This window comes from Sphingomonas sp. Tas61C01 (assembly GCF_052567495.1).
The window spans coordinates 654,125-679,147 of record NZ_CP199583.1 but is presented as its reverse complement, the minus strand read 5'-3'; the positions used below and the strand labels follow the sequence as shown (position 1 = coordinate 679,147).

The 25,023-nt window shown below is 66.6% G+C and carries 23 protein-coding genes and 1 tRNA gene; 19 read left to right on the top strand and 5 right to left on the bottom strand.

The window, feature by feature from the left end:
- Positions 1–175 precede the first annotated feature (175 nt).
- Entirely contained in the window at positions 176–1,006 is an 831-nt protein-coding gene (locus ACT009_RS03120; RefSeq protein ID WP_445192923.1) for a class I SAM-dependent methyltransferase, read from the top strand.
- Between the two features lie 22 nt (positions 1,007–1,028).
- Positions 1,029–1,652, top strand: a complete 624-nt coding sequence (locus tag ACT009_RS03115) for a glutathione S-transferase family protein (protein ID WP_445192922.1) — start codon at positions 1,029–1,031, stop codon at positions 1,650–1,652.
- Here ACT009_RS03115 and ACT009_RS03110 read toward each other — a convergent pair.
- Positions 1,649–2,941 (bottom strand): dicarboxylate/amino acid:cation symporter, encoded by a 1,293-nt coding sequence (locus tag ACT009_RS03110; protein WP_445192921.1) that lies wholly within the window; start codon positions 2,939–2,941, stop codon positions 1,649–1,651. The two genes, ACT009_RS03115 and ACT009_RS03110, sit on opposite strands and share 4 nt — an antisense overlap.
- A gap of 73 nt (positions 2,942–3,014) precedes the next feature.
- Here ACT009_RS03110 and ACT009_RS03105 point away from each other — a divergent pair, with 73 nt between their 5' ends.
- Positions 3,015–4,274: a M24 family metallopeptidase gene (locus ACT009_RS03105; protein ID WP_445192920.1), complete on the top strand. Its 1,260-nt coding sequence runs from the start codon at positions 3,015–3,017 to the stop codon at positions 4,272–4,274.
- Between the two features lie 47 nt (positions 4,275–4,321).
- Entirely contained in the window at positions 4,322–6,964 is a 2,643-nt protein-coding gene (gene alaS / locus ACT009_RS03100; protein ID WP_445192919.1) for an alanine--tRNA ligase, read from the top strand.
- A 40-nt stretch (positions 6,965–7,004) separates the two neighbouring features.
- On the opposite strand, the gene ACT009_RS03095 is transcribed toward alaS, so the two are convergent.
- From ACT009_RS03095 to ACT009_RS03085, 3 genes are all read right to left on the bottom strand, one after another.
- Positions 7,005–7,622 (bottom strand): hypothetical protein, encoded by a 618-nt coding sequence (locus tag ACT009_RS03095; RefSeq protein WP_445192918.1) that lies wholly within the window; start codon positions 7,620–7,622, stop codon positions 7,005–7,007.
- A 103-nt stretch (positions 7,623–7,725) separates the two neighbouring features.
- The gene (locus ACT009_RS03090) at positions 7,726–9,507 is read right to left on the bottom strand and encodes a cation:proton antiporter domain-containing protein (RefSeq protein ID WP_445192917.1); all 1,782 of its coding nucleotides are present in this window, start codon (positions 9,505–9,507) and stop codon (positions 7,726–7,728) included.
- Positions 9,508–9,573: 66 nt separating this feature from the next.
- Positions 9,574–10,788 (bottom strand): NADP-dependent isocitrate dehydrogenase, encoded by a 1,215-nt coding sequence (locus ACT009_RS03085; protein ID WP_445192916.1) that lies wholly within the window; start codon positions 10,786–10,788, stop codon positions 9,574–9,576.
- A 259-nt stretch (positions 10,789–11,047) separates the two neighbouring features.
- Here ACT009_RS03085 and ACT009_RS03080 point away from each other — a divergent pair, with 259 nt between their 5' ends.
- From ACT009_RS03080 to rpmE, 15 genes are all read left to right on the top strand, one after another.
- Positions 11,048–11,770 carry a phosphatidylserine decarboxylase gene (locus ACT009_RS03080; RefSeq protein WP_445193997.1) on the top strand — a complete coding sequence of 241 codons (723 nt, stop codon included), beginning with the start codon at positions 11,048–11,050 and terminating at the stop codon, positions 11,768–11,770.
- Between the two features lie 19 nt (positions 11,771–11,789).
- Positions 11,790–12,608: a CDP-alcohol phosphatidyltransferase family protein gene (locus ACT009_RS03075; RefSeq protein WP_445192915.1), complete on the top strand. Its 819-nt coding sequence runs from the start codon at positions 11,790–11,792 to the stop codon at positions 12,606–12,608.
- A 56-nt stretch (positions 12,609–12,664) separates the two neighbouring features.
- A complete protein-coding gene (locus ACT009_RS03070; RefSeq protein ID WP_445192914.1) occupies positions 12,665–12,841 on the top strand; it encodes a hypothetical protein in 177 nt (58 codons plus the stop codon).
- A gap of 258 nt (positions 12,842–13,099) precedes the next feature.
- On the top strand, positions 13,100–13,966 hold the full coding sequence (rpsB, locus tag ACT009_RS03065) for a 30S ribosomal protein S2 (RefSeq protein WP_445193996.1): 867 nt from the start codon (positions 13,100–13,102) through the stop codon (positions 13,964–13,966).
- Between the two features lie 85 nt (positions 13,967–14,051).
- Positions 14,052–14,990 (top strand): translation elongation factor Ts, encoded by a 939-nt coding sequence (gene tsf / locus ACT009_RS03060; protein ID WP_445192913.1) that lies wholly within the window; start codon positions 14,052–14,054, stop codon positions 14,988–14,990.
- 199 nt (positions 14,991–15,189) lie between these two features.
- The gene (gene pyrH / locus ACT009_RS03055) at positions 15,190–15,927 is read left to right on the top strand and encodes a UMP kinase (protein ID WP_445192912.1); all 738 of its coding nucleotides are present in this window, start codon (positions 15,190–15,192) and stop codon (positions 15,925–15,927) included.
- On the top strand, positions 15,914–16,471 hold the full coding sequence (gene frr / locus ACT009_RS03050; protein ID WP_445192911.1) for a ribosome recycling factor: 558 nt from the start codon (positions 15,914–15,916) through the stop codon (positions 16,469–16,471). The genes pyrH and frr overlap by 14 nt, the downstream gene beginning before the upstream one ends.
- A 40-nt stretch (positions 16,472–16,511) precedes the next feature.
- On the top strand, positions 16,512–17,258 hold the full coding sequence (locus ACT009_RS03045; protein WP_445192910.1) for an isoprenyl transferase: 747 nt from the start codon (positions 16,512–16,514) through the stop codon (positions 17,256–17,258).
- A 47-nt stretch (positions 17,259–17,305) separates the two neighbouring features.
- Entirely contained in the window at positions 17,306–18,061 is a 756-nt protein-coding gene (locus ACT009_RS03040; protein WP_445193995.1) for a phosphatidate cytidylyltransferase, read from the top strand.
- Positions 18,058–19,215: a 1-deoxy-D-xylulose-5-phosphate reductoisomerase gene (locus tag ACT009_RS03035; protein ID WP_445192909.1), complete on the top strand. Its 1,158-nt coding sequence runs from the start codon at positions 18,058–18,060 to the stop codon at positions 19,213–19,215. The genes ACT009_RS03040 and ACT009_RS03035 overlap by 4 nt, the downstream gene beginning before the upstream one ends.
- The gene (locus ACT009_RS03030; RefSeq protein WP_445192908.1) at positions 19,212–20,345 is read left to right on the top strand and encodes a M50 family metallopeptidase; all 1,134 of its coding nucleotides are present in this window, start codon (positions 19,212–19,214) and stop codon (positions 20,343–20,345) included. The genes ACT009_RS03035 and ACT009_RS03030 overlap by 4 nt, the downstream gene beginning before the upstream one ends.
- Positions 20,346–20,406: 61 nt before the next feature.
- Positions 20,407–23,226 (top strand): outer membrane protein assembly factor BamA, encoded by a 2,820-nt coding sequence (gene bamA, locus ACT009_RS03025; RefSeq protein ID WP_445193994.1) that lies wholly within the window; start codon positions 20,407–20,409, stop codon positions 23,224–23,226.
- Complete coding sequence (locus ACT009_RS03020) at positions 23,226–23,957, top strand: OmpH family outer membrane protein (protein WP_445192907.1); 732 nt, start codon at positions 23,226–23,228, stop codon at positions 23,955–23,957. Before bamA ends, ACT009_RS03020 begins: the two co-directional genes overlap by 1 nt.
- Positions 23,958–23,980: 23 nt before the next feature.
- A complete protein-coding gene (fabZ, locus tag ACT009_RS03015; protein ID WP_445193993.1) occupies positions 23,981–24,430 on the top strand; it encodes a 3-hydroxyacyl-ACP dehydratase FabZ in 450 nt (149 codons plus the stop codon).
- A gap of 113 nt (positions 24,431–24,543) precedes the next feature.
- Positions 24,544–24,777, top strand: a complete 234-nt coding sequence (gene rpmE, locus ACT009_RS03010) for a 50S ribosomal protein L31 (protein WP_375420682.1) — start codon at positions 24,544–24,546, stop codon at positions 24,775–24,777.
- A gap of 87 nt (positions 24,778–24,864) precedes the next feature.
- Here the strand turns inward: rpmE and ACT009_RS03005 are convergent.
- A tRNA-Ser gene (locus ACT009_RS03005) sits at positions 24,865–24,954 on the bottom strand.
- Positions 24,955–25,023 lie beyond the last annotated feature (69 nt).

Genomic DNA, 25,023 nt, shown 5'->3' with positions numbered 1-25,023 from the left:
CCGGGATCCACTGTTCCGCACGGCATAAGCCGTTAATTTTGCGGGACGGTGGACCCCGGAACGAGTCCGGGGTGACGAACTGATTTGGTGAAGTTGGAGACTTTCGCAGAGGTCCCACCTTAGCGGGAGCACAATAGCGACGTCAGCCTCAAGCAATCGGCATCGGAGAACCTGAATGACCAACGCCGCTGAATGGTCCGGCTCCGTCGGCGACGCATGGGCGCAAGAATGGCAGCGTACCGACCGGATGTTCTCCGGTCTCGCGCCCCATCTCGACGCTGCCGTCCTCGCCGCCGCGCCGGCCGGCCCGGGCACCGCGCTCGATATCGGCTGCGGCGCCGGCAGCACTAGCCTCGCCCTCGCTGCGGCTCGCGCCGATCTCGCCGTCACCGGTGTCGACGTCTCGCCCGATCTTGTCACCGTCGCCGAGGTCCGCGCAGGGTCGATGCCCAACTGCCTGTTCCAAACCGCCGACCTCAACCAAGAAGTCGCCATTGCCGCACCGGGCTCGGTCGATCTGTTGCTATCGCGCCACGGCGTCATGTTTTTCGACGACCCCACCGCCACGTTCGCGCGCCTCCACGCCGTATCCGCCCCGGAGGCGCCGCTGATCTTCTCCTGCTTCCGTCCGGCCGCGCTCAACCCGTGGGCATCGACCCTGATCGCCGAGGTCACCGGCACCAGTCCCATGACGATGACCGGCTACGCCCCGGGCCCGTTTGGGTTCGCCGATCCCGCGATCCCGGCCGCGTTCCTCGACCGCGCCGGCTGGCGCGCCCGATCACCCGAGCCCATCGACTTCACCTACATCGCCGGCGACGGTGCCGATCCACTCGGCGAGGCGGTGGCGTTGCTGCGCCGGATCGGCCCGATCGCCAGCGCGATCCGCACCGCCACCGATCCGCACGCGATGGTCGATCGGCTTGCTACCGTGCTGGAGCGCTATAGGACGGGTGGCCTGATCGCCTTTCCCGCCGCCGCTTGGCTCTGGCGGGCGAATGCCTAGGCGACGGCAGGAGAGCGTCCCGATGATCACCGTCCACCACCTCGAAAACTCGCGGTCGCAGCGCATCCTCTGGATGCTCGAGGAACTCGGCCTGCCCTACGAGATCAAGCGCTACGAGCGCGACAAGGCGACGATGCTCGCGCCGCCCGAGCTGCGCCGCGTCCACCCGCTCGGCAAATCGCCGGTGATCGACGACGACGGTCTGGTGATCGCGGAGACCGGCGCGATCGTCGAATATCTCGTCGAAAAGGCCGACGGCCGGCTGGGCGCGCCCGCACACCGCGAGGCGGCGCTGCGCTACCGGTTCTGGCTCCATTATGCCGAAGGATCGATGATGCCGCCGCTCGTCCTGAAGCTGATCCTCGGCCGCATTCCGCTGCTCGGCAAATCGTCTCAAAAGCGGATCCAACCGATGATCGACAACCATCTGAACTATGTCGAGGCCGAACTCACGACCCGCCCCTGGTTCGCGGGCGACGAGATGACCGCTGCCGATATCATGATGAGCTTCCCCCTGGAGGCCGCGCGCAGCCGCGCCGGCCTCGACTCGTCGCGCCCCGCGACGATCGCGTGGCTCGCCAAGGTCCATGCTCGCCCAGCCTATCGCACCGCGCTCGAGAAAGGCGGTCCCTACGCCTATGCCTAGGCGACCCCCCGGCTCGGCGCGTGCGGCGGTTCGATATCGATCGGCTCGACCGGGTCGAGCGTGCCTTCCCACCGCGCCACCACGCTCGCTGCGACCGCGTTGCCGATCACGTTGGTCGCCGATCGTCCCATGTCCAGAAAGTGGTCGACTGCCAGGATCAGCAACAGGCCAGCCTCGGGGATCTTGAACAGCGGTAGCGTCGCCGCGATCACCACCAAGCTGGCGCGCGGCACGCCGGCGATGCCCTTGGACGTGACCATGAGCACCAGCAGCATGATCACCATCTGCCCCAGCGACAGGTCGATCCCGTAGGCCTGGGCGATGAACAGCGACGCGAAGGTCATATAGATCATCGAGCCGTCGAGATTGAACGAATAGCCGAGCGGCAGGACGAAGCTGGAAATCTTGGGCGGCACCCCGAACCGGTCGAGCGCCTCCAACGTCCGCGGATATGCCGCCTCCGACGATGCGGTAGTGAAGGCGAGCAGCAACGGTTCGCGGATGTATTTGACCAGCAACCCCATCCGCTTGCCGATGAACAGGAAGCCGATCCCGATCAGCATCGCCCACAAGGTCGCCAACCCGATATAAAAGGTAAGCATGAAATAGCCGAGGTCGCCGATCACCCCGGGCCCGCGCTCCGCTAGCGTGCTGGTCACCGCCGCGAACACCGCGATCGGTGCGAACCGCATGACGTAGTTGGTGATCTGCAGCATCACCGCCGCCAGCGCCTCGGTCGCCTTCACCAACGGCGCCGCCTTGTCGCCGACCGCGGTGATCGCGACGCCGACGAACAGCGAGAAGATCACGATCTGCAGGATCTCGTTCTGCGCCATCGCATCGATCATCGATGCCGGCACGACATGGGTGACGAACTTGGCGATGTCGAACGCCGCCTGGTCGACCCCGCTGGTCGCGGTGACCGGCGGCAGCGGCAGGTTGAGCCCGACGCCGGGGTGAAACAGATTGACCAGGATCAGCCCCAGCGTCAGCGACAGCAAACTGGCCGACAGAAACCACCCGACCGCCCGCAACCCGACCCGGCCCAGCGCACCGGTGTCGCCCATATGCGCGATGCCGACGACCAGCGTGGAGAACACCAGCGGCGCGATGATCATCTTGATCAGCCGCAGGAACAGCGTCGTCAGGATCGAGAAATAGCCCGCGATCTTCGTCAGCGCCGCAGCCGACGCCGGCGTGCCGTCGTCGATCGCGAGATGCAGCCCCCAACCGACGATCAGCCCGAGCACCAACCCGATGATGATGAAGAAGGTCAGCCGCTTGGCCATTCAGTCGCTCCCGATACAGAGCCGCCTAGGGAGGGGATTGCGGCCTCGGGGTCAAGGACCGTATCGCTGCGGCATGACCATCCCGATGTCGCGCCGCGACCTGATCCGCACCGCCGCGGCGCTCCCGCTGCTATCGACCGCCGCGATCCTCCGCGCCGCCGAACCCGATCTGTCGGCGCTGTCGCCGATCACCGGCGCCGCCCGCCCGATCGGCAAGGCGGAGATCGCCGCCCGTCTCGCCCGGGCCCAGGCGGCGATGGCGGCGCAGGGGATCGGCTGCATCGTCGTCGAACCGGGATCGTCGCTGACCTACTTCACCGGCGTGCGCTGGTGGCGCAGCGAACGCACTACCGTCGCGGTCATCCCCGCAGAGGGCGAACCGTGCATCGTCACGCCGTTCTTCGAGGAACCCTCGGTCCGCCAGACGCTGGCGATCCCCGCCGATGTCCGCGTCTGGCAGGAAGACGAGAGCCCCTTCGCGGTCGTTGCCGGCTTCGTCCGCGACCGTGGCCTCGCCAAGCGTCCGATCGGCATTGAGGAAACCGTCCGCTTCTTCATCGAGGATGGGGTCGCCCGTGTCCTGCCCAACGCAAGGATGGTGAAGGCCGATCCCGTCGTTCGCGGCGTCCGGATGATCAAGACCGCGCCCGAACTGGCGCTGATGCAACTCGCCACCGACGTGACGATCGCCGCCTATCGCTGGACCCACCAGCGCGTCGAGGTCGGCATGACCGGTGCCGAGATCGGTGCGCTGATGAGCGCTGCGACCACCAAGCTCGGTGGCGCTCCGGAATTCTCGATGGCGCTGATCGGCCCTGCCGCGGCGCTGCCCCATGGCAGCCGCGCGGTCTCACGGATCGCCAAGGGCGACATCCTGCTGATGGATTGCGGTTGCACGGTGGAGGGCTACCAGTCCGACGTGTCGCGGACGTGGGTGCACGGCGGGCAGGCTTCGAAACAACAGCGCACGGTCTGGAATCATGTCGCCGAGGGACAGCGGATCGCCTTTGCGGCCGCGCGGATCGGCGCGTCAGCGGGCAGCATCGACGATGCGGTGCGGCGCCGGTATGCGGCATCAGGCTACGGCCCGGGTTACCGGCTGCCCGGCCTGTCGCACCGAACCGGGCATGGCATCGGCATGGATGGCCACGAACCCGTCAACCTGGTCCACGGCGAAGCCACACCGCTGGCCGCAGGGATGTGCTTCTCCAACGAACCCGGCCTGTACCTGCCCGGCAAGTTCGGGGTGCGGCTGGAGGATTGCTTCCACATGACCGATACGGGACCGCGCTGGTTCAGCGAGCCGCCCCGATCGATCGACCGGCCGGTCTGATCGGTCGGGCTTGAGGGCGGTGATCCTCTCGCCTAAGTCGCTCTCCCATGACCTCTACCAACGACATCCGCCGCGGCTTCCTCGATTACTTCGCGTCGCAGGGCCATCAGATCGTACCATCGTCGCCGCTGGTGCCGCAGAACGACCCGACGCTGATGTTCGTCAACGCCGGGATGGTTCCGTTCAAGAACGTGTTCACGGGGCTAGAATCTCGGCCCTATTCGACCGCCACGTCGAGCCAGAAGTGCGTGCGCGCCGGTGGTAAGCACAACGACCTCGACAATGTCGGCTATACCGCGCGGCATCACACCTTCTTCGAGATGCTCGGCAATTTCTCATTCGGGGATTACTTCAAGGAACAGGCGATCCTCAATGCCTGGACGCTGCTGACCCGCGAATGGGGCCTGTCGCCGGACCGGCTGACCGTCACCGTCTACCATAACGACGATCAGGCGTTCGACCTGTGGCGCAAGATCGCCGGGCTACCCGACGAGCGCATTATCCGCATCGCGACCAAGGACAATTTCTGGGCGATGGGCGCGGACGGCCCTTGCGGACCCTGCTCGGAAATCTTCTTCGATCATGGCGATCACATCCCCGGCGGCCCGCCAGGATCGCCCGACGAGGACGGCGATCGCTTCGTCGAAATCTGGAACCTCGTCTTCATGCAGTTCCTGCAGGAGGCCGACTCGATCGTCGGCGATCTGCCCAAGCCGAGCATCGACACCGGCATGGGGTTGGAGCGCGTCGCGGCGGTGATGCAGGGCGTACCCGACAATTACGATACCGATACATTCAAGGCGCTGATCGCCGCCTCGACCGCGTTGACGCATACCGCCGCCGAGGGCGCGACCAAGGCGAGTCACCGCGTAATCGCCGACCATCTCCGCTCCGCCGGTTTCCTGGTCGCCGACGGCGTCCTTCCCGCCAACGAAGGCCGCGGATACGTGCTGCGGCGGATCATGCGCCGCGCGATGCGCCACGCTCATCTGCTGGGTGCCAAGGAGCCGTTGATGCACCGCCTGGTGCCCGCGCTGGTTGCGGAGATGGGCGCGGCCTATCCCGAACTGGTCCGCGCCCAGCCGCTGATCGAGGCGACGCTGCAGCAGGAGGAGACCCGCTTCCGCCAGACGCTGGACAAGGGATTGAAGCTGCTCGACGAGGCGACCGCCGCGATGCGCCCGGGCGACACGCTGGCGGGCGAGACCGCGTTCAAGCTCTACGATACGTTCGGCTTCCCCTACGACCTCACCGAGGACGCGCTGCGGGCGCAGGATCTCCATGTCGATCGCGCCGGCTTCGACACCGCGATGGCCGAGCAGAAGCGGGCCGCGCGTGCTGCGTGGAAGGGATCGGGGGCCAAGGCGTCCGACGATCTCTGGTTCGACATCGCCGAGGAAAGCGGCTCGACCGAATTCACCGGCTATGCCGCCGACACCGGAGAGGGCGAGGTCGTTGCGCTGGTCCATGATGGCGTCCGGGTGACCGAGGCAGGCGCGGGCGACACCGTCTCGATCGTCGTCAATCAGACGCCGTTCTACGGCGAAAGTGGCGGCCAGGTTGGCGATGCGGGATCGATCACGAACGATGCCGGGCTGGCGGCGACGGTCACCGACACGTCCAAGCAGCTGGGCAGGGTGTTCGTGCATCATGCGACGATCGACGCGGGGACGCTGAAGGTGGGCGATGCGGTCAAGCTGCGGATAGACGTCGAGCGCCGCTCGCAGATCCGCGCCAACCACTCGGCGACGCATCTGCTGCACGAAGCACTACGCCAGCGGCTCGGCACCCATGTCGCGCAGAAGGGATCGCTGGTCGCCCCCGATCGCCTCCGCTTCGACGTGTCGCACCCCGTCGCGATGAGCGCGGCCGAGCTCGCCGACGCGGAGCTGGCGGTCAATGCGCAGATTCGCGGCAACGGGCCGGTCGTCACTCGCCTGATGACGCCGGACGAGGCGATCGAGATGGGCGCCATGGCGCTGTTCGGCGAAAAATATGGTGACGAGGTCCGGGTCGTATCGATGGGCGCAGATGCGGACGGCACTTACTCGATCGAGCTTTGCGGGGGGACCCATGTCGGTGCCCTAGGCGACATCGGGTTGTTCAAGGTCGTCGGCGAGGGCGCGGTGTCGTCGGGAATCCGCCGGGTCGAGGCGCTGACGGGGGAGGCGGCGCGGAGCTATCTGACCGCGCGTGACGACAAGCTGCGCGAAGCCGCCGCGACGTTGAAGTCGTCGCCCGACGAGGTGCCCGCGCGGGTCGCCGCGCTGATCGAGGATCGGCGGCGGCTGGAACGTGAGCTTGCCGAGGCCAAGAAGGCGCTGGCGCTGGGCGGCAGCGGCGGTGCGCAGGCGGGGCCGGAGGATGTCGGCGGCGTCGCGTTCGTCGGTCAGGTGCTGAACGATTTCGAGGCCAAGGGACTGCGCGGCGCGGTCGACGAGGCGAAGCAGCGGATCGGATCGGGGATCGCGGCGATGGTCGCGGTAAACGACGGGCGCGCATCGGTCGCAGTCGGCGTCAGTGAGGATCTGGTCGGCCGCTACGATGCGGTCGGTCTGCTGCGTCGTGCGGTGGCCGTGCTGGGCGGGCAGGGCGGGGGTGGACGCCCGGACATGGCGCAAGGCGGAGGTCCGGACGGCGACAAGGCCGACGAGGCGGTTGCCGCGATCCGCGCCGCTATCGCCGGATGAACTGACCCCTCCCCCGATCGAGGGAGGAGGGGTCGATGGATCATCGGGGTGCTGCCGCCGGCTTGGTAGCGGCGGCAGGAGCGGTTCCTGCTGCTGCGGGCGCGGCAGGCGCCGCACCGCCCAAGGCGGTATCGAACTGTGCCTGCGTCATGCCCATGATGACGTTGCCCGACGGACCTGCGGCAAAACCTGCAACCGGCAGCTTCACGTCGCCCTTGGCGGTCGTCAACGTCACGAACTGCGCATCGGCGGACTTGATCGTGCCGAGCGTCGCGGCGCCGTCCACACTGCCGACCGGCGTGCCGGGGACGAGCTTGCTCGTCAACTCACCGGTCGCGGCGGTTTTGGCCTGCGCGGCAGCGGCGTCGAGATCGGCCTTGGTCATCGCGATCGCGAGACCCTTGGTGCCCTGACCGATCGAGGTCGCGGGCAGGCTCAGCTTACCGGTCGGCGATGCGACTACGACTGCCCCGTTGGCGACGCTCTCGACCTTGCCGATTTCGACCCCGGCGGAATCGAACACCGACGCGCCGACCGTTGGCGTCACGGCGGCTGCAGGGGCGCCTGCCGGAGCGGCGGCGGGTGCAGCCTGCTGCGCCTGGAGCGAAGCGGGCAACAGCGCCATCGCGGCGATCGTCAGGATTGATGTACGGGTCATGGATAGGGTTCTCCTAGAATTGCGGTTGGTCAACGAGGATACCGTGCCCGTGGTTCCTTCACGCTCCGCAATCCGCCCCTCATACGGGGCGCCCGATCCCGCCTCAAAGCGACGCGGCGCCCGACCGGCGAATGCGCCGGATCCTTGGTTCACGGTTCAGATCGGCTTCGCGCCGGATGGTCTGGCGGAGTTCGTCACGCTTGTCGTGGATCGAGGCGATCACCGGTCCCATCGCGACGCCGAGGTCGACGAGCACCGCCTCCGACAGCTGCAGCGAACTCTCCAGCGTCTCGGGCACTGCATCGGTCACGCCCGCACGGTACAGCTCGATCGCGTGCTTGGGATCGCGGGCGCGGGCGATGATCGGCAGCTCGGCCGACAGGGCACGAAGCCGGCGCGTCACCCGCACGGTGAGCACCGGATCGTCCATCGTCAGAATAACGGCTCTGGCGTTGGCGAGATCGAGCCGGTCGTCCATCTCGGCCCGCGCGATGTCGCCGAACAGCACCGGATAGCCTGCCCGACGCGCCGCCCCGACCGCGTCGATGTCCGCTTCGACCGCGACGAAGCGCTGGTCGTGCACCGTCAGCATGTCGGCGACCATCCGCCCGACACGGCCGAAGCCGATCACGACGGTGCCGGGCGACTGCACCTTGTCGATCGCGCCGCTGTCCTCATGGCTGCTCGCAGCCTCGATCCGGCGCGATGCGACGCGGCCGAGCTTGGCGAGCAGCGGTGTTATCGTCAACCCGATCGCGGTCACCGTCTGCCAGAACGCCGCGGTCGACGGCAGGATCAGCTGTGCCTGCGCCGCGGTGCCGAGCACGATCAGCGTCGTTTCCGACGGACTACCCATCAGCAGCCCGGTCTCGGCCGCGGGACCACGCCGGGTCTGCGCGACGCGCAGGAGCAGATAGGTGACGATCGCCTTCACCGCGACCACGCCGGCCACCGCGCCGAGCAACGCCGGCCAGTTCGCCAAGATCGATCGCACGTCGAGGCTCATGCCGACCGTGATCAGGAAGACGCCGAGGGCGAGCCCCTTGAACGGCGCGGTGATCAGTTCGACCTCGCTGTGATATTCGGTCTCCGCGATCAACAACCCGGCAAGCAGCGCGCCGACGATCGGCGACAGCCCCGCCGCGGTGGTGGCGACGCTGGCGACGATCACCACCAGCAGCGACGCCGCCAGGAACAACTCGGGGCTCTTGGTCCGCGCCGCCTGCGCGAACAGCCGCGGCAGGACGACCCGGCCGCCGATATACATCACCACCACGGTGAGGGCGCCGTTCAGCGCCACGCCCGCGAGATTGCCCCAGCCGCTCGCACTTGCGGTCGGCGCCATTGCGCCGAGCGCGAAGATGATCGGGACGAGCGCCAGATCCTCGAACAACAGCATCGCGAAGGCGCCGCGCCCGACCGGGCTGGTCGTGCCCACCAGTGGCAGCACCAACGCGGTCGACGACAACGCCAGCGCCAGGCCGAGCCCGGCGGCGCCGGACCAATCCTGTCCGACCCAATGGAGCGCCACCGCGATCAGCGTTGCGGATCCGATCAGCTCCGCCGCACCGGTGCCGAACACCAGCCTTCGCATCGACCAGATCCGCCGGAACGAGAGTTCCAGACCGATCGAGAACAACAGCAGAATAATGCCGAATTCGGCGAAGGGCTCGATCGCCCCGGGATCGGTGATGGTGACGTAATAGAGCCAGGGTAGCTGCGGGGAGAGCGAGCCGAGACCCGCGGGGCCCACCAGCAGCCCAACCAGGATGAACCCGATCACCGGGGTGACGCGGAACCGCGCGAACGCCGGAATGACGAGCCCGGCTGCACCCAGGATCACCAGGGTGTCGCTGAAACCCGCATTGTCGAGATGAAGAGCCATCCGGTCACGTTAGCCATGTCGGACGCGATCCGTCACCCGTTTCGCGCACGACATGGCCGAGTGTATTCAGCCCGCCATCGCGGTCTCTAGGTTGAGGCGAACCTGCTCGAAGAACTGTTCGGTCGTCATCCAGGGCTGGTCCGGGCCGATCAGGATCGCGAGATCCTTGGTCATGTGGCCGTTCTCGACGGTCTGGACGCAGACCCGCTCCAGCGTCTCGGCGAAGCGGGTGACGTCGGGCGTATCGTCGAACTTGCCGCGATACTTCAATCCGCCGGTCCAGGCGAAGATCGACGCGATCGGGTTGGTCGAGGTCGCCTTGCCCTGCTGGTGCTGGCGGTAATGCCGGGTGACCGTGCCGTGCGCGGCTTCGGCTTCGACGGTCTTGCCGTCGGGCGTCAGCAGCACCGACGTCATCAGCCCGAGCGACCCGAAGCCCTGCGCGACCTGGTCCGACTGGACGTCGCCGTCATAGTTCTTGCAGGCCCAGACGAACTCGCCGTTCCACTTCAGCGCCGATGCGACCATGTCGTCGATCAGGCGATGTTCGTAGACGATGCCGGCTTCCTTGAACTTGTCCTTGAATTCGGCGTCGAAAATCTCGGCGAACAGATCCTTGAAGCGGCCGTCATAGGCCTTCAGAATCGTGTTCTTGGTCGACAGATACACCGGCCATTTGAGGTTGAGACCGTAGTGCATCGATGCGCGCGCGAAGTCGCGGATCGAGTCGTCGAGATTGTACATCGCCATCGCGACGCCGGCGGCGGGGAACTGGAACACCTCGCGGTCGATCACCTGGCCGTCGTCGCCCTCGAACACCAGCCGCAGCTTGCCCGCACTGGGAACGAGGAAGTCGGTGGCGCGATACTGGTCGCCGAACGCATGGCGGCCGACCACGATCGGGTGGGTCCAGCCGGGGATCAGGCGGGGCACGTTCTTGATCACGATCGGCTCGCGGAAGATCGTGCCGCCAAGGATGTTGCGGATCGTTCCGTTGGGCGACTTCCACATCTTCTTGAGCTTGAATTCCTCGACGCGCTGTTCGTCGGGGGTAATCGTCGCGCACTTTACCGCGACGCCATACTTCTGGGTCGCCCGGGCGGAATCGACGGTGACCTTGTCGTCGGTCGCATCCCGATGCTCGATGCCGAGATCATAATAATCCAGGTCGATCTCGAGATACGGCTTGATCAGGCGTTCGCGGATCCATTCCCAGATGATCCGCGTCATCTCGTCGCCGTCGATTTCCACGACGGGCGTCTTTACCTTGATCTTCGCCATTCTCACATCCTTGGGGGAGGGGGTTTGGCGATGCGTCTAAGGAAGAGCGTGCGCGGATTCAACCGGGCGCGGTGCCCGGCGGCCGGCGTCGTCCGCCGTTGTAACCATCTGCGCGGGCGGTTAGACCGACGCCATGTCATCCTTCGATAACGTGCCGACGCCGCCGACTCGCCCGATTCCGCCGACGCCGAACCCCACACCAATCGTGGGCACCGAGCCGGCCCCCGTCGCGCCGACGTCGGTGGCGCCGCAGGGCGCGCTGCCGATCGACACCACGACGCCGGTGTCGACCACCACGATCAAGTGGCGATTTCCCGCGGTTCATCCGGAAGGCTATAAATACGTCGCGATCGCGCTCGGGATCACGCTGATCGCGACGATCCTGACCAAGGTGCTGTTCTGGCCGTTCCTGGCGGTGGCGGCGTGGGTGGCGGTGTTCTTCCGCGATCCGGTCCGCACCACGCCTCAGGGCGAGGGGCTGATCGTTGCGCCCGCCGATGGGCTGGTGACAATGGTGCAGCGCGTGCCGGTCCCGCGCGAGCTGGTCGGCGAGCTGGGCGATACGCCGATGATCCGGGTGTCGATCTTCATGTCGGTGTTCGACGTGCACATCAATCGTACCCCGATCGCGGGCACGATCCGGCAGGTGATCTATATCTCGGGCAAGTTCCTCAATGCCGATCTCGACAAGGCGTCGGAGGAGAACGAACGCCAGCACATCGTGGTCGAGGGCCGCGACGGCCGCCGGATCGGTTTCACCCAGATTGCGGGCCTGGTCGCGCGGCGGATCGTCGGCTTCGTCAAGCCTGGGGACATGGTCGCGACCGGTCAGCGCGTCGGCCTGATCCGCTTCGGCAGCCGTGTCGACGTCTTCCTGCCCGACGACATCATGCCGCAGGTCATTCCGGGCCAGCGCAGCATCGCGGGGGAGACCGTGATCGGCCGGATCGGCGGTTCGCCGATGAAGGGTCTATCGCAATGACACCACGGATCCACCGCGCGTGATCGAACCCGTGGAGCGTCCGCTACGCCGGATCCGCCGCAGCCCGCGCGGCCTGCCGTTGCGTGCGGTGGCGCCGAACGCGGTCACGGCGCTGGCGCTGTGTTCCGGGTTGAGCGGGGTGCGTTTCGCGATCGGTGGCGATTGGCATAGCGCCGCGACGATGATCATGGTCGCGGGTGTTCTCGACGGCCTAGACGGGCGGATCGCGCGGATGCTGCACGGCGAAAGCCGGTTCGGCGCCGAACTCGACTCGCTGTCCGACGCGATCTCCTTCGGAGTCGCGCCCGCGCTGATCATGTATCTCTGGTCGCTGGCGGCGCTGCCGCGGGTCGGCTGGATCGCGGCGTTGATGCTCGCGGTATTCTGCGCGCTTCGTCTCGCCCGCTTCAACGCGCAGATCGATACCACAGAGCAGCCACACAAATCGGCGGGGTTCCTCACCGGCATCCCCGCGCCCGCGGGGGCGGGGCTGGCGATGCTGCCGCTCTATCTGTGGTTCTGCACCGACGAGCCGCTGCTGGCCTCGCCCTATCTGGTGGCGCCTTGGGTCGCGTTCATCGCGGTGCTGATGGTGTCGAGCGTCGCTACCTTCTCGTGGAGCTCGCTGCGATTGCGCCGCACCGTGCGGTTCGAGGCGATCGCCGGCGTCGTGCTGTTGGGCGCTGCGCTGGTCTCGGCACCCTGGCACACCCTCAGCGCGATCTGCGTCGTCTACCTGCTGACGATACCGTTCAGCATCGCCAGCTACACGCGGGTCAAGCGGCTTCGCGCAGCCGGCGCAGCGGGGCGGGAACCGGTGCCGACGCCCAACGCCTGACCGCGATCCGCTGTTCGGCGGTCGCAAGCTGGGCAAGCGGCGAGAAACCCTGTTCGATGTTGCCCGCTGCGAGCGAGATGATCCGCTGCCACTGCGGCGCGATCGATGATGCGATGACCGCTACTGCGGCTACAAACGCGCCGCCGAAGATCATCAAGCTGAGAACTGCAACCATGTTCTTTCCCCTTGCCAGGCATCCGCTGACGCCTGTGGATAACTTTGCAAACCCGTGACTTCTCAACCGGTTCCCCGAATTGCGCCTGCGCAGTAGCCCGAGGACAGCTTGCACAGGGTAGATCACCGTATGAACATCTTATGTTCCAGCTATGTTCCTCCTGTCAAGCGACATCATCAGGTTGCAATCCGTTCCCGCTTCCGGTAAGGGCGCCGCCTCAAACCCGCATGGGAAGCATCATAGCCCGGTGCGTGACGGTCCGAGGGACCCGAGCGTCATCCGCTTCCCAGAGGCTCAACCGGAAGGAGTTATCCCTATGGCGGCACCCGTCGTCACCATGCAGCAGCTCATCGAGACTGGTGCACATTTCGGACACCAGACCCATCGCTGGAACCCGAAGATGAAGCCTTACATCTTCGGCGACCGCAACGGCGTCCACATCCTCGATCTGTCGCAGACCGTGCCGCTGTTCGCACGTGCGCTCGAATTCATCAGCTCCTCGGTTGCCTCGGGTGGCAAGGTCCTGTTCGTCGGCACCAAGCGCCAAGCGCAGGAAGCTGTCGCCGACGCCGCGCGCCGATCGGGCCAGCATTTCGTCAACCATCGCTGGCTTGGCGGCATGCTCACCAACTGGAAGACGATCAGCAACTCGATCAAGCGCCTCAAGACGCTCGAAGAGCAGCTGACCGGCGAGGTCGTCGGCCTCACCAAGAAGGAAGTGCTCCAGCTCACCCGTGAGAAGGACAAGCTCGAGCTGTCGCTCGGCGGCATCCGCGACATGGGTGGCATTCCGGACGTGATGTTCGTGATCGATGCCAACAAGGAAGAGCTGGCGATCAAGGAAGCCAACACGCTGGGTATCCCGGTCGTCGCGATCCTCGATTCGAACGTCTCGCCCGACGGCATCGCCTTTCCGGTCCCCGCCAACGACGACGCGAGCCGGGCGATCCGCCTGTACTGCGAAGCCATCGCGATCGCCGCCACCCGCGGCAACCAGGAGCAGCAGCGCCGCAGCGGTGCCGATATCGGCGCGATGATGGAGCCGCCGAAGGAAGAGGCGCTCGGCACCGATCCGGTCGTCGAGACTCCGGTCGAGACCGCCGGCGACAGCGACGTTCCGGCTGCTGACCCCGCGGTCGAAGCCGAGCTGGCCGCCGAGGGCGAGCGCCAGATCGACGCCTGACCCGTCGCATAACAGTCATGCGGGCGGGGTAGGGCATGGGCCCTCTCCCGCCCGCAGCCATATTCAGAGTAGAAGGATCAAAACGATGGCCGATATCACGGCAGCGATGGTCAAGGACCTGCGCGAGAAGAGCGGCGCGGGCATGATGGATTGCAAGAAGGCGCTGAGCGAGACCGCGGGCGAGATGGACGCGGCGATGGATTGGCTCCGCACCAAGGGCCTCGCCGCCGCCGCCAAGAAGTCGAGCCGCACCGCGGCCGAGGGGCTGGTCGGCGTCGCGGTAGCAGGGACCAAGGGTGCCGCGGTCGAGGTAAATTCGGAAACCGATTTCGTCGCCAAGAACGAGCAGTTCCAGCAGTTCGTCCGCGAAGTGACCCAGCTCGCGCTGGCCACCGGGGGCGACGTCGACGCGCTGAAGCGCGAAGCGATGCCGTCGGGGACCACCGTCGAGGAGGTGTTGACCAACAACATCGCCACGATCGGCGAGAACCAGTCGCTGCGTCGCGCCAAGCGCCTCGAAGTGTCGCAGGGCGCGGTGGTCGCCTATGTGCACAATCAGGCGTCGCCGGGCCTCGGCAAGATCGGCGTGCTCGTCGCGCTCGAATCCGATGCAGCCGACGACGTGCTCCAGGGCCTCGGCCGTCAGCTCGCGATGCACATCGCCGCGGCGTTCCCGAAGGCGCTGAACGAGGCCGACCTCGACGAGGCGGAGATCGAGCGCGAGCGCGCGATCGCGACCGAAAAGGCCGCCGATTCGGGCAAGCCCGCCGACATCATCGCCAAGATGGTCGAGGGCGGCATCGCCAAGTACCGCAAGGAAAACGCGCTGGTCAGCCAGCTGTTCGTAATCGACGGCAAGACCAAGATCTCGGATGTGGTCGCCAAGGCCGCCAAGGACGCCGGCGCCTCGATCGTGCTGAAGGACTATGTCCGCTTCCAGCTCGGCGAAGGTATCGAGCGCGAGCAGTCCGACTTCGCCGCCGAGGTTGCCGCCGCCTCGGGCGTGCCGCAGCCGACAGCCTGACCTTCGGCGGGCTCATGCCGGGCCCGCCGGACATCTCTCCGTCACCCCGGACCTATTCGGGGTGACGGATTGGCTCGCGACCTTGCTGCCCCGGTCGGCGACGATTGCGGCGGCATGCTGACTGTCTCCGGCAACATGGTTGCCCCGCTCGGCTGCCCCGCCTAAGGTCCGCGCCGTCCCCCGCAGACCACCGAGAACCATGCCGCGCTTCAAACGAATTCTGCTGAAACTTTCCGGCGAAGTCCTGATGGGCGAGGGCGGGCTGGCGATCGATCCCGCGGTCACCGCACGCGTCGCCGGGGAGATCGCGGACGCCAAGGCCAAGGGCTATGAACTCTGTGTCGTCGTCGGCGGCGGCAACATCTTCCGCGGGCTGGCAGCGGCCGCCAAGGGCTTCGAACGCGCGACCGCCGATTACATGGGCATGCTGGCGACCGTGATGAACGCGCTCGCGGTGCAGAATGCGCTCGAACAGATCGGCATCGACACCCGCGTGCAGTCCGCAATCCCGATGGCGAGCGTCTGCGAGCCGTTCATCCGCCGCCGCGCCGAGCGCCATCTGGAAAAAGGCCGCGTCGTGATCTTCGCCGCGGGGGTCGGCAGCCCGTTCTTCACCACCGACAGCGGCGCCGCGTTGCGCGCCGCCGAGCTGAAATGCGATGCGCTGTTCAAGGGCACCTCGGTCGACGGCGTCTACGATGCCGATCCGAAGAAGGTGCCGGGCGCCAAGCGTTACGAATCAATCAGTTACGACCGCGTCCTCGCCGACAATCTGAAAGTGATGGATGCGAGTGCGATCGCGCTTTGCCGCGAAAACGATATCCCGATCGTCGTCTTCAACATCCGCGAGCCCGGCAATCTAGCCGCGGTGCTTGCGGGTGAAGGGGTCTCGACGACCGTCCGCAACGAACAGGAGACCGTCAATGCCGGCCTATGACAAGGCAGATCTCGAGCGCCGGATGGCCGGTGCGGTCGAATCGCTGAAGCACGATCTTGGTGGCCTACGCACCGGGCGCGCGTCGACGACGCTGCTCGATCCGGTCACGGTCGAGGTCTATGGCAGTCATATGCCGCTGAACCAGGTCGCCACTGTTTCGGCACCCGAACCGCGGATGCTGTCGGTGCAGGTCTGGGACAAGTCGAACGTCGGCTCGGTCGAAAAGGCGATCCGATCGGCAGGGCTGGGGCTCAACCCGATCAATGACGGCAATACGCTGCGGCTGCCGATCCCCGACTTGACCGAGGAGCGCCGCAAGGAGCTCGCCAAAATCGCCAACCAGTACGCCGAGAAGGCGAGGATCGCGGTGCGCAACGTCCGCCGCGACGGCATGGACAGCCTGAAGATCGACGAGAAGAAGGGCGTGTTCGGCGAGGACGAGCGCAAGCGCCACGAGACCGAGGTGCAGAAGCTGACCGACGCGACGGTCGCGGACGTCGATGCCGCGGCATCGGGCAAGGAAAAAGAGATCCTCGGCAAGTGAGCCGCGCGTCGTCCGTGATTGGCGACGCGCGCCACCGGGGATGCGGACGGTGAGTTCCGCCCCGATCCTGTCGGCGGTGCCCGGCGGAGGCGCGATCCCGCGCCACGTCGCGATCATTATGGACGGCAACGGCCGCTGGGCAAAACAGCGCCACCTGCCGCGCCTCGCCGGTCATAAGGCCGGCGTCGACGCAGTGCGGAAGGTCACCCGCGCCGCGCGCGCTATGGGGATCGAGGCGCTGACGCTCTACGCCTTCTCGTCGGAGAATTGGCGCCGCCCCGAAGAAGAAGTCAGCGACCTCATGGGGCTGTTGCGGATCTTCATCCGCAGCGATCTCGACGAACTCGCGCGCGAGAATGTGCGGCTGCGCGTAATCGGCGACTATCGCCGCTTCGCGCCCGATCTGGTCGCAATGGTCGACGGCGCTATCGCGCGGACTGCGGGTAATGACGGCCCGATCCTCGCGATCGCGCTCAACTACGGCGCGCAGGCCGAACTCGTCGGCGCCGCACGGCAACTCGCCGAGGATGTCCGCGCCGGACGCATGGACCCGTCCGCGATCGACGCCGGCGCGATCGAGGCGCGGCTCGACACCCACGACCTTCCCCCGCTCGACCTGCTGATCCGCACCTCGGGCGAGCACCGCCTGTCGAACTTCCTGCTCTGGCAGGCCGCTTATGCCGAGTTGCTGTTCGTCGAGACGTTGTGGCCCGATTTCTCGCCTGCCGAGCTGGCCGAAGCGGTCGCGGCGTTCGGGCGGCGCCAACGGCGTTACGGAGGCTTGTGAACAGACCCGACCGGGCGGCACGTACGCCGTCGAATCTCCGCCTGCGGATGATCGCGAGCGTTGCCATGATCGCGGTGGCGACGGGCGCACTCTTCCTCGGCGGGATCGCGCTGTGGGTACTGGCGGTCGTCATCGCCATCGTGATGATGGGCGAATGGGCCGATCTTGAGAAGGTGCCGCCGAAGACGCGGCGGATGACGCAATTCGCACTCTCCGTGCCGCTGGCGCTGATGGCGCCGGCATCGCTGATCCTGGAGACGCGCGAGTTCTTCACGCTCGGCCTGGTCGCAGGCGCGGCGTTCTTCGTCGCGATCGTCACACGGCGGGGGCAGCTGGCGCTCGGCGTGGTATATTGCGCGATCCCGGTGATGGCGCTGGTGTTCGTGCGGCGTCAGGACGATGGGCTGCTGTTCGCCTTTTGGATGCTCGCGATCGTCTGGGCCTGCGACATCGGCGCGTTCTTTGCGGGGCGGAGCATCGGCGGGCCGAAACTGGCGCCACGGCTCAGCCCGAACAAGACCTGGGCCGGGCTGATCGGCGGCATCCTTCTGTCCACCGCGCTCGCGGCGATCCTCTACACCAATCACGGGCTGCCGTGGCGGTTGATGCTGGCGACGCCGCTGCTCGCCGCGCTCGCGCAGGGTGGTGACCTGTACGAAAGCTGGCTGAAACGCCGCGCCGGGGTGAAGGACAGCGGCAATATCCTGCCCGGCCATGGCGGCGTGCTCGACCGGCTCGACGGGCTTGTCCCGGTCGCGCCGATCGCTGCGCTGCTGGTCGTCGCGCCGCAGTTGTTCCGATGAGGACCGTCACCATCCTCGGCGCGACCGGATCGATCGGGACGTCGACGCTCGATCTCGTCGAGCGCGAGCCAGACCGTTTCCGCGTCCGCGCGCTCACCGCCAACACCGACGTCGCCGGCCTAGCCGCCGCCGCGATCCGCACCCACGCCGAGCGAGCGGTAATCGCCGACGAGGCGTGTTTCGACGCGTTGCGCGCCGCGCTGTTGGGATCCGGGGTCGAGGCGGCGGCGGGACGCGAGGCGATCATCGACGCCGCGGCGACCGGCGCGGACTGGACGATGGCCGCGATCGTCGGCTGCGCGGGGTTGGAGCCGGTGATGGCGGCGATCGCGACCGGCGGCGTCGTCGTGCTCGCCAACAAGGAGCCGCTGGTCTCCGCGGGCGAGGTGATCCTCGCCGCCGCGCGGGAAAGCGGCGCGACACTGCTGCCAGCGGACTCCGAACACAACGCGATCTTCCAATGCTTCGACTTCGCACGACCGGAAGGCGTGCGGCGGATCATCCTTACCGCGAGCGGCGGCCCGTTCCGGGACTATACGATCGAACAGATGCGCGGCGTCACGCGCGAACAGGCGGTGGCCCACCCGAACTGGGCGATGGGCGCCAAGATCTCGATCGATTCGGCGACGATGATGAACAAGGGGCTGGAACTGATCGAAGCGGCACGGCTGTTCCCGGTTCCCGCCGATCGCATCGAAATCGTGCTCCACCGCCAGTCGGTGATCCACTCAATGGTCGATTATGTCGACGGATCGATGCTCGCCCAGCTCGGGCCGTCCGACATGCGGGTGCCGATCGCGCACACGCTGGCATGGCCGGCGCGGATGACGACACCAATGGCGCCGCTCGATCTCGTCGCGATCGGCAAGCTCGAATTCGAGGCACCTGATCCAGTACGCTTTCCGGCGCTGCGGCTGGCGCGCGAGGCGCTGCAGGCGGGGGGCGCACGCCCCGCGATCCTCAACGCCGCCAACGAGATTGCGGTCGAGGCGTTTCTGCAGCGGCGGATCGGCTTCCTCGAAATTGCCGCAATCGTCGACGATACGCTTGCGCGCTACGATCCGGCCGCGCCGACCGATCTGGCGGCGGTACTCGCCGTCGATTCCGAGGCGAGGGCATTGGCGATCGAGCGTGTAGAGGATTGCGTGGCTTGATCGAAGCACCCGGTATTCTGCTGACCGTCGTCGCGTTCGTCTGCGTGATCGGCCCGCTCGTCTTCGTCCACGAGATGGGTCATTATCTCGCCGGTCGCGTGTTCGGGGTGAAAGCAGATGCCTTCGCGATCGGCTTCGGTCGCGAAATCGCGGGCTTCACCGATCGCCGCGGCACCCGCTGGAAGTTCGGCTGGCTGCCGCTCGGCGGCTACGTGAAGTTCGCGGGCGACATGAACCCGGCCGGGCAACCCTCGGCGGACTGGCTCGCGCTGCCGGCCGAGGAACGCAGCCGGACCTTCCAGGCGAAGACCGTATGGCAGCGCGCGATCATCGTCGCCGCAGGACCGGTGGTGAACTTCCTGGTTGCGATCCTGATCCTCGGCGGGTTCGCGCTGGCTTATGGCGACGCGCGCATTCCGCCGGTCGTCGGTGGGGTAAGCCCCGGCAGCGCCGCGGCGGTCGCTGGCATCCGCGAGGGCGATACGATCGTCGCGCTCGGCGGGCGCCAGGTCGATACCTTCGATGACATGGTGCGCTATGTCCGTATCCGGGCCGGCGAGCGGGTCCGTATCGACCTGCGTCGGGGCGGAGCGCCGCTGTCGCGCGATGCGATCATCGCGACCGACGTGCAGCGCGACCGGTTCGGCAACGAATACCGGATGGGTCGCCTCGGGGTCGCCGCCGGATCGATGGTGATCGAGCCGGTCGGCCTGCTCGACGCCCCGGGCATCGCGGTGCGGCGTACCGGTGAGATCGTCCAGATGATGGTCGAGACGATGGGTCAGGTGATCTCCGGCCGGCGATCGGTGAAGGAACTCGGCGGGCCGCTCAGCATCGCTCGGGTGTCGGGCGAGCAGCTGTCGCTCGGCCCACAAGCCTTTGTTTTCCTGATTGCGCTGGTTTCGATCAATCTGGGGTTCATCAATCTGCTGCCAGTACCGATGCTGGATGGTGGCCATTTGCTCTTCTACGGGATCGAGGCGGTGCGCCGTCGGCCGGTCGAGCCGCAGGTCCAGGAATGGGCGTATCGCGGCGGTCTGGCGGCGATCCTCGCGCTGATGCTGATCGTGACGTTCAACGATCTGGGCAGTTTCGGTCTTTGGGCAAAGCTCGCCGGGTTGATTGGCTGACCGGGTTAGGGCAGGGCGGCGGCCGATGTGGCGCCGCGCATTTCTAGGCGGCTTGGGGTGAATAGTGACAGCGAACGACGGTAACAATTTCGGTGCGCGCGCGGTCGCCCTGCTGCTCGCGGGCACCATGCTGGCAAGCGTCGCCACGCCGGCCCTTGCGCAGGGCCGGCCGGCTCGTGGTGCGCGGCCTGCCGCCGCGCCGGCGGGCCCCACCGGGCCCGCGATCGTTCCGCGCGGCACCGCCACGCCCGCCGTCGATTCCACCGATCCCAACGCACTGACGATCAAAACGCTCCGCGTTGAAGGATCGCAGCGGATCGAACCCGAGACGGTGCTGTCCTACACCAAGCTGCGGGTCGGCCTGCGCTACACGAACGAGACGCTCGACCAGGCGCTGAAGGACCTGCAAGCGAGCGACCTCTTCGTCGAGTTCTCGATCAGCGGCGTCGAAAGCGGCGACATCGTCGTGCGGATCCGCGAGAACCCGATCATCAACCGGGTGATCCTGGAGGGCAACAAGGCGCTGAAGGCCGACAAGATCACCAAGGAGATCAAGCTGTCGCCGCGGCAGATCTTCACCCGCACCGCGGTTCGCCAGGACGTCGCGCGGATCATCGAACTGTACCGCCGCCAGGGCCGCTTCGCCGCGGTGGTGTCGCCGAAGATGGTCAGCCTCGATCAGAACCGCGTCGACGTGGTGTTCGAGATCACCGAAGGCCCGAAATCCAAGGTCCGCCAGATCAATATCCTGGGGAACGAGATCTTCTCCGACGACAAGCTGCGTGGCGAGATGGCGACCAAGCAGTCGCGCTGGTTCCGGCTGCTGTCGTCGAACACCTCCTACGATCAGGATCGCCTGAACTACGATCAGCAAAAGCTGCGCCAATATTATCTGACCGAGGGCTATGCCGATTTCCGCGTGACTTCTGCGGTGGCGGAGCTGACCCCGGACAAGCGCGATTTCATCATCACCTACGTCGTCGAGGAAGGTAAGCGCTACAAGTTCGGCGACGTCACCGTGGACAGCGAGATCCGCGATTTCGACAACAAGCGGCTCGCCGCGGCGCTGCCGGTCAAGAAGGACGCGTGGTACAACGCCAAGCTCGTCGAGAATTCGGTCGATCAGCTGAACGAGGCCGCGGGCCTGTTCGGCTATGCATTCACCGACGTCAATCCGGAGTTCCAGAAGGACGCCGAGACGCTGACGATGTCGATGAACTTCCACATCGCGCAGGCGCAGCGCTCCTATGTCGAGCGGGTGGAGATCAACGGCAACACTCAGACCCAGGACAAGGTGGTACGCCGCGAGATGCGCCTGGCGGAGGGCGATGCGTTCAACAGCTTCCAGATGAAGCGTAGCCAGGATCGCATCAATTCGCTCGGCTATTTCCAGGACAAGATGGAGATCAAGCCGACCCCGGGCTCGTCGCCCGACCGGGTGATCCTGGAGACCAACCTCGAAGAGAAATCGACCGGCGAGCTGCAGCTGTCGGCGGGCTATTCGAGCCTCGAGCGCTTCATCATCCAGGCGAACATCACCCAGCGCAACTTCCGCGGCAAAGGCCAGGAATTGCGCGCCGGCGTCAATTATTCGAGCTATTCGAAGTCGATCGAGCTCGGCTTTACCGAGCCGTATCTGTTCGACAAGAACGTCGCGGTAGGGCTCGACCTGTTCCGCCGCGACTATAACTCGTTCAACTATAATGGCGACGATCGCCAGACCACCTATTCGCAGGTTTCGACCGGCTTCCAGCTGCGCACCGGCGTGCCGCTGACCGAATATTGGTCGCTATCGGGGCGCTACGGCCTGTCGTACGACGAGGTGAAGCTCGATCGCGGGCTCTATTACACCGACATCAACGGCGACGGCGTTCGCGGCAATTCGCCCGGGGATACCTGTTCGAACCTTCAAGCGGGCCGTTATCTCTGCGAGGCGATCGGCAATCGCTGGACCTCGTCGGTCGGCGCTTCGCTGCTCTACGACAGCCTCAACAGCCGGCTGCGTCCGACCGCGGGCCAGCGACTGTCGCTTAGCGCCGACTTCGCCGGCCTCGGCGGCGACGTGAAGTACGCCCGCGCGCGGTTCGAGGGCTCCAAGTTCATGAGTCTGGGTAGCGGGTTCATCTTTTCGCTGACCGGAGAGGGCGGCGTCATCAAGTCGCTCGAGAAGGATCGCGGCCCCGGCGTCGACAGCGTCAGGATCACCGACCGCTTCTATCTGGGCGAGCCGCAGTTCCGCGGCTTCAACATTCGCGGCGTCGGCCCGCGCGTGCTCCGCCAGCAGTTCACGACCGACGCTAACGGCAAGCAGATCCTGATCACGGATCGCAATCAGACGATCGACGACGCGCTCGGTGGCCGTGCCTATTACCTGGCACGTGCCGAGATCGAGATCCCGTTGGGTGCGGGTGCGCGCGAACTCGGGCTGCGGCCGACCGTCTATGCGCAGATGGGTAGCCTGTTCGGGATCAAGCGGCCGCTGCCGACCGCGACCTTCCCGACGATCACCGATGCGCAAGGCAACGTGACGGTGCTGCCGATTACGACGCTGTTGCGCGATAGCGCGGGGCGGCAGCTCTACAACGTGCCGTCGGGCAACGCGACCAACGCCGGCGCCTTTACGACCTGCCAGATCGGGTATTCGGCAACGGCCGGCGGCGTCTGCGCTGGTGATTCCACCAACCTGATCGCATCGAACTCGACCCCGCCATTCCAGGAAACCTTCCTCGGTAATTCGCCCAAGCCGCGCGTTACCGTCGGCTTCGGCGTCAACTGGACGTCGCCGTTCGGCCCGCTTCGTATCGACATCGCCAAGGCTCTCGTCAGCCAAAAGGGCGACGATGAAAAACTCGTGACCTTCAACGTAGGAACCCAGTTCTGATGACCAACACCATGACCATGCTGACGCGCGCCGTCGCCACCGCCGCGATCGTCGCGGCCGCTCCCGCCGTCGCACAGGTAGGCGGCATCGCCACCGCCGCGCCCGACAGCGCGATCCTCAGCGCGAAAGCGTTCGGCGCCGCGAATACCCAGATCTCGACCACCTACAAGGCGCAGCTCGACCAGGCGTCCACCAAGCAGACCGCGCTCACCGCGCAGATCCGCACGCTGCTCGACACCAACAAGGACGGCCAGATCTCGCAGGAGGAATATCAGGCGAGCCAGGTCGCGACCAATCCGATCAGCGGCCGCGTGAAGGCCGCCGAGACCGCGGGCCAGCCCGCGATCGACCAGCTCCGCGCGCCCGCGGTGAAGGCGCAGGCCTATGCGATCGAGCAGGTCGCGCTGAAGTACGACGCCGCGCTCCAGGCGGTGGTCCGCGCCAAGAACATCAACATCGTGCTGTCGCCCAACGCGATCCAGTACGCGCCGCCGACGGTCGACGTCACCAAGGACGTGATCGCCGAGCTCGATCGCCAGACCCCGACCGTGCCGATCACCGCCCCCGCCAACTGGCAGCCGAGCCAGGACACGGTGACGTTGCTCCAGCAGTACCGCCAGGCGGTGTACATGCAGGAAATGCGTCGCGCGCAGGGCGCACAGCAGGGCCCAGCCCCCGCAGCGGGCACCACGCCGCCAGCCGCCGCGCCCAAGGCGCCCACCGGCCGGTGAGCGAGGCCGACGCCCGGCCCGCGATGACCGCGCTCGATATCGGGCGGGTCATGGCGGCGCTGCCCCACCGCTACCCGATGCTCCTGGTCGATCGTGTCGAGGATATCGTCCTCGACACGTCGATCGTGGCGGTGAAGGCGGTCACGATCAACGAAGGCTTCTTCCAGGGCCATTTCCCCGGCCGGCCGATCATGCCAGGCGTCCTCATCGTCGAGGCGTTGGCGCAGGCGGCGGGGATCCTCGCGGTCGAAAGCCTGGGTCTCGCCGGCTCGGGCAAGCTCGTCTATTTCATGGCGATCGATGGCGCCAAGTTCCGCAAGCCGGTCGAGCCCGGCGTGCTGATGCGGCTGGAGGCCGAGTTCGTCCAGAAACGCGCGAGCGTCTGCAAGTTCGCCGGCCGCGCGAAGATCGATGGGCAGGTCGTCGCCGAGGCGAACTTCACCGCGATGATCGCCGATCCGCCGAAGGCGTAACGGCGCCGGCCCATCGGCACGGCGCCGGCACCTTTGACTTGAACCCCGCGCTCGGCTACGGGCGCGCCTTCCTTTTGGCTGGTCGGTAACCAGCCGCCCCAGGAGCAGATATCATGAAGCAAGACACCCATCCCGACTATCACATGATCAAGGTCCAGATGACCGACGGCACCGTGTTCGAGACCCGCTCCACCTGGGGCAAGGAAGGCGACACGATGCAGCTCGACATCGACCCGCTGGCGCATCCGGCCTGGACCGGCGGTCGCGGCACGATGCTCGACGCAGGCGGCCAGGTGGCGCGCTTCAACAAGCGCTTCGGCGGTGGGCTGACCCTCCGCAAGAGCTGAGGGCCGGGGGCAGGCGCCCCCTCATCAGCAAACGTTCAGGACCGGCGCCGCGACCTGCGCGCGCCGGTCTTTTCGTGCCGTCGGGGTTGGCGGAGAGAGTGGGATTCGAACCCACGGTGGGCTTGCACCCACGGCGGTTTTCAAGACCGCTGCCTTAAACCACTCGGCCATCTCTCCGTGCCGCGCGCAGATAGAGCCAGCGCGCCCGTTCGTGCAAGTGCCGCGACGGTGCGAGGTTCCGGGTGC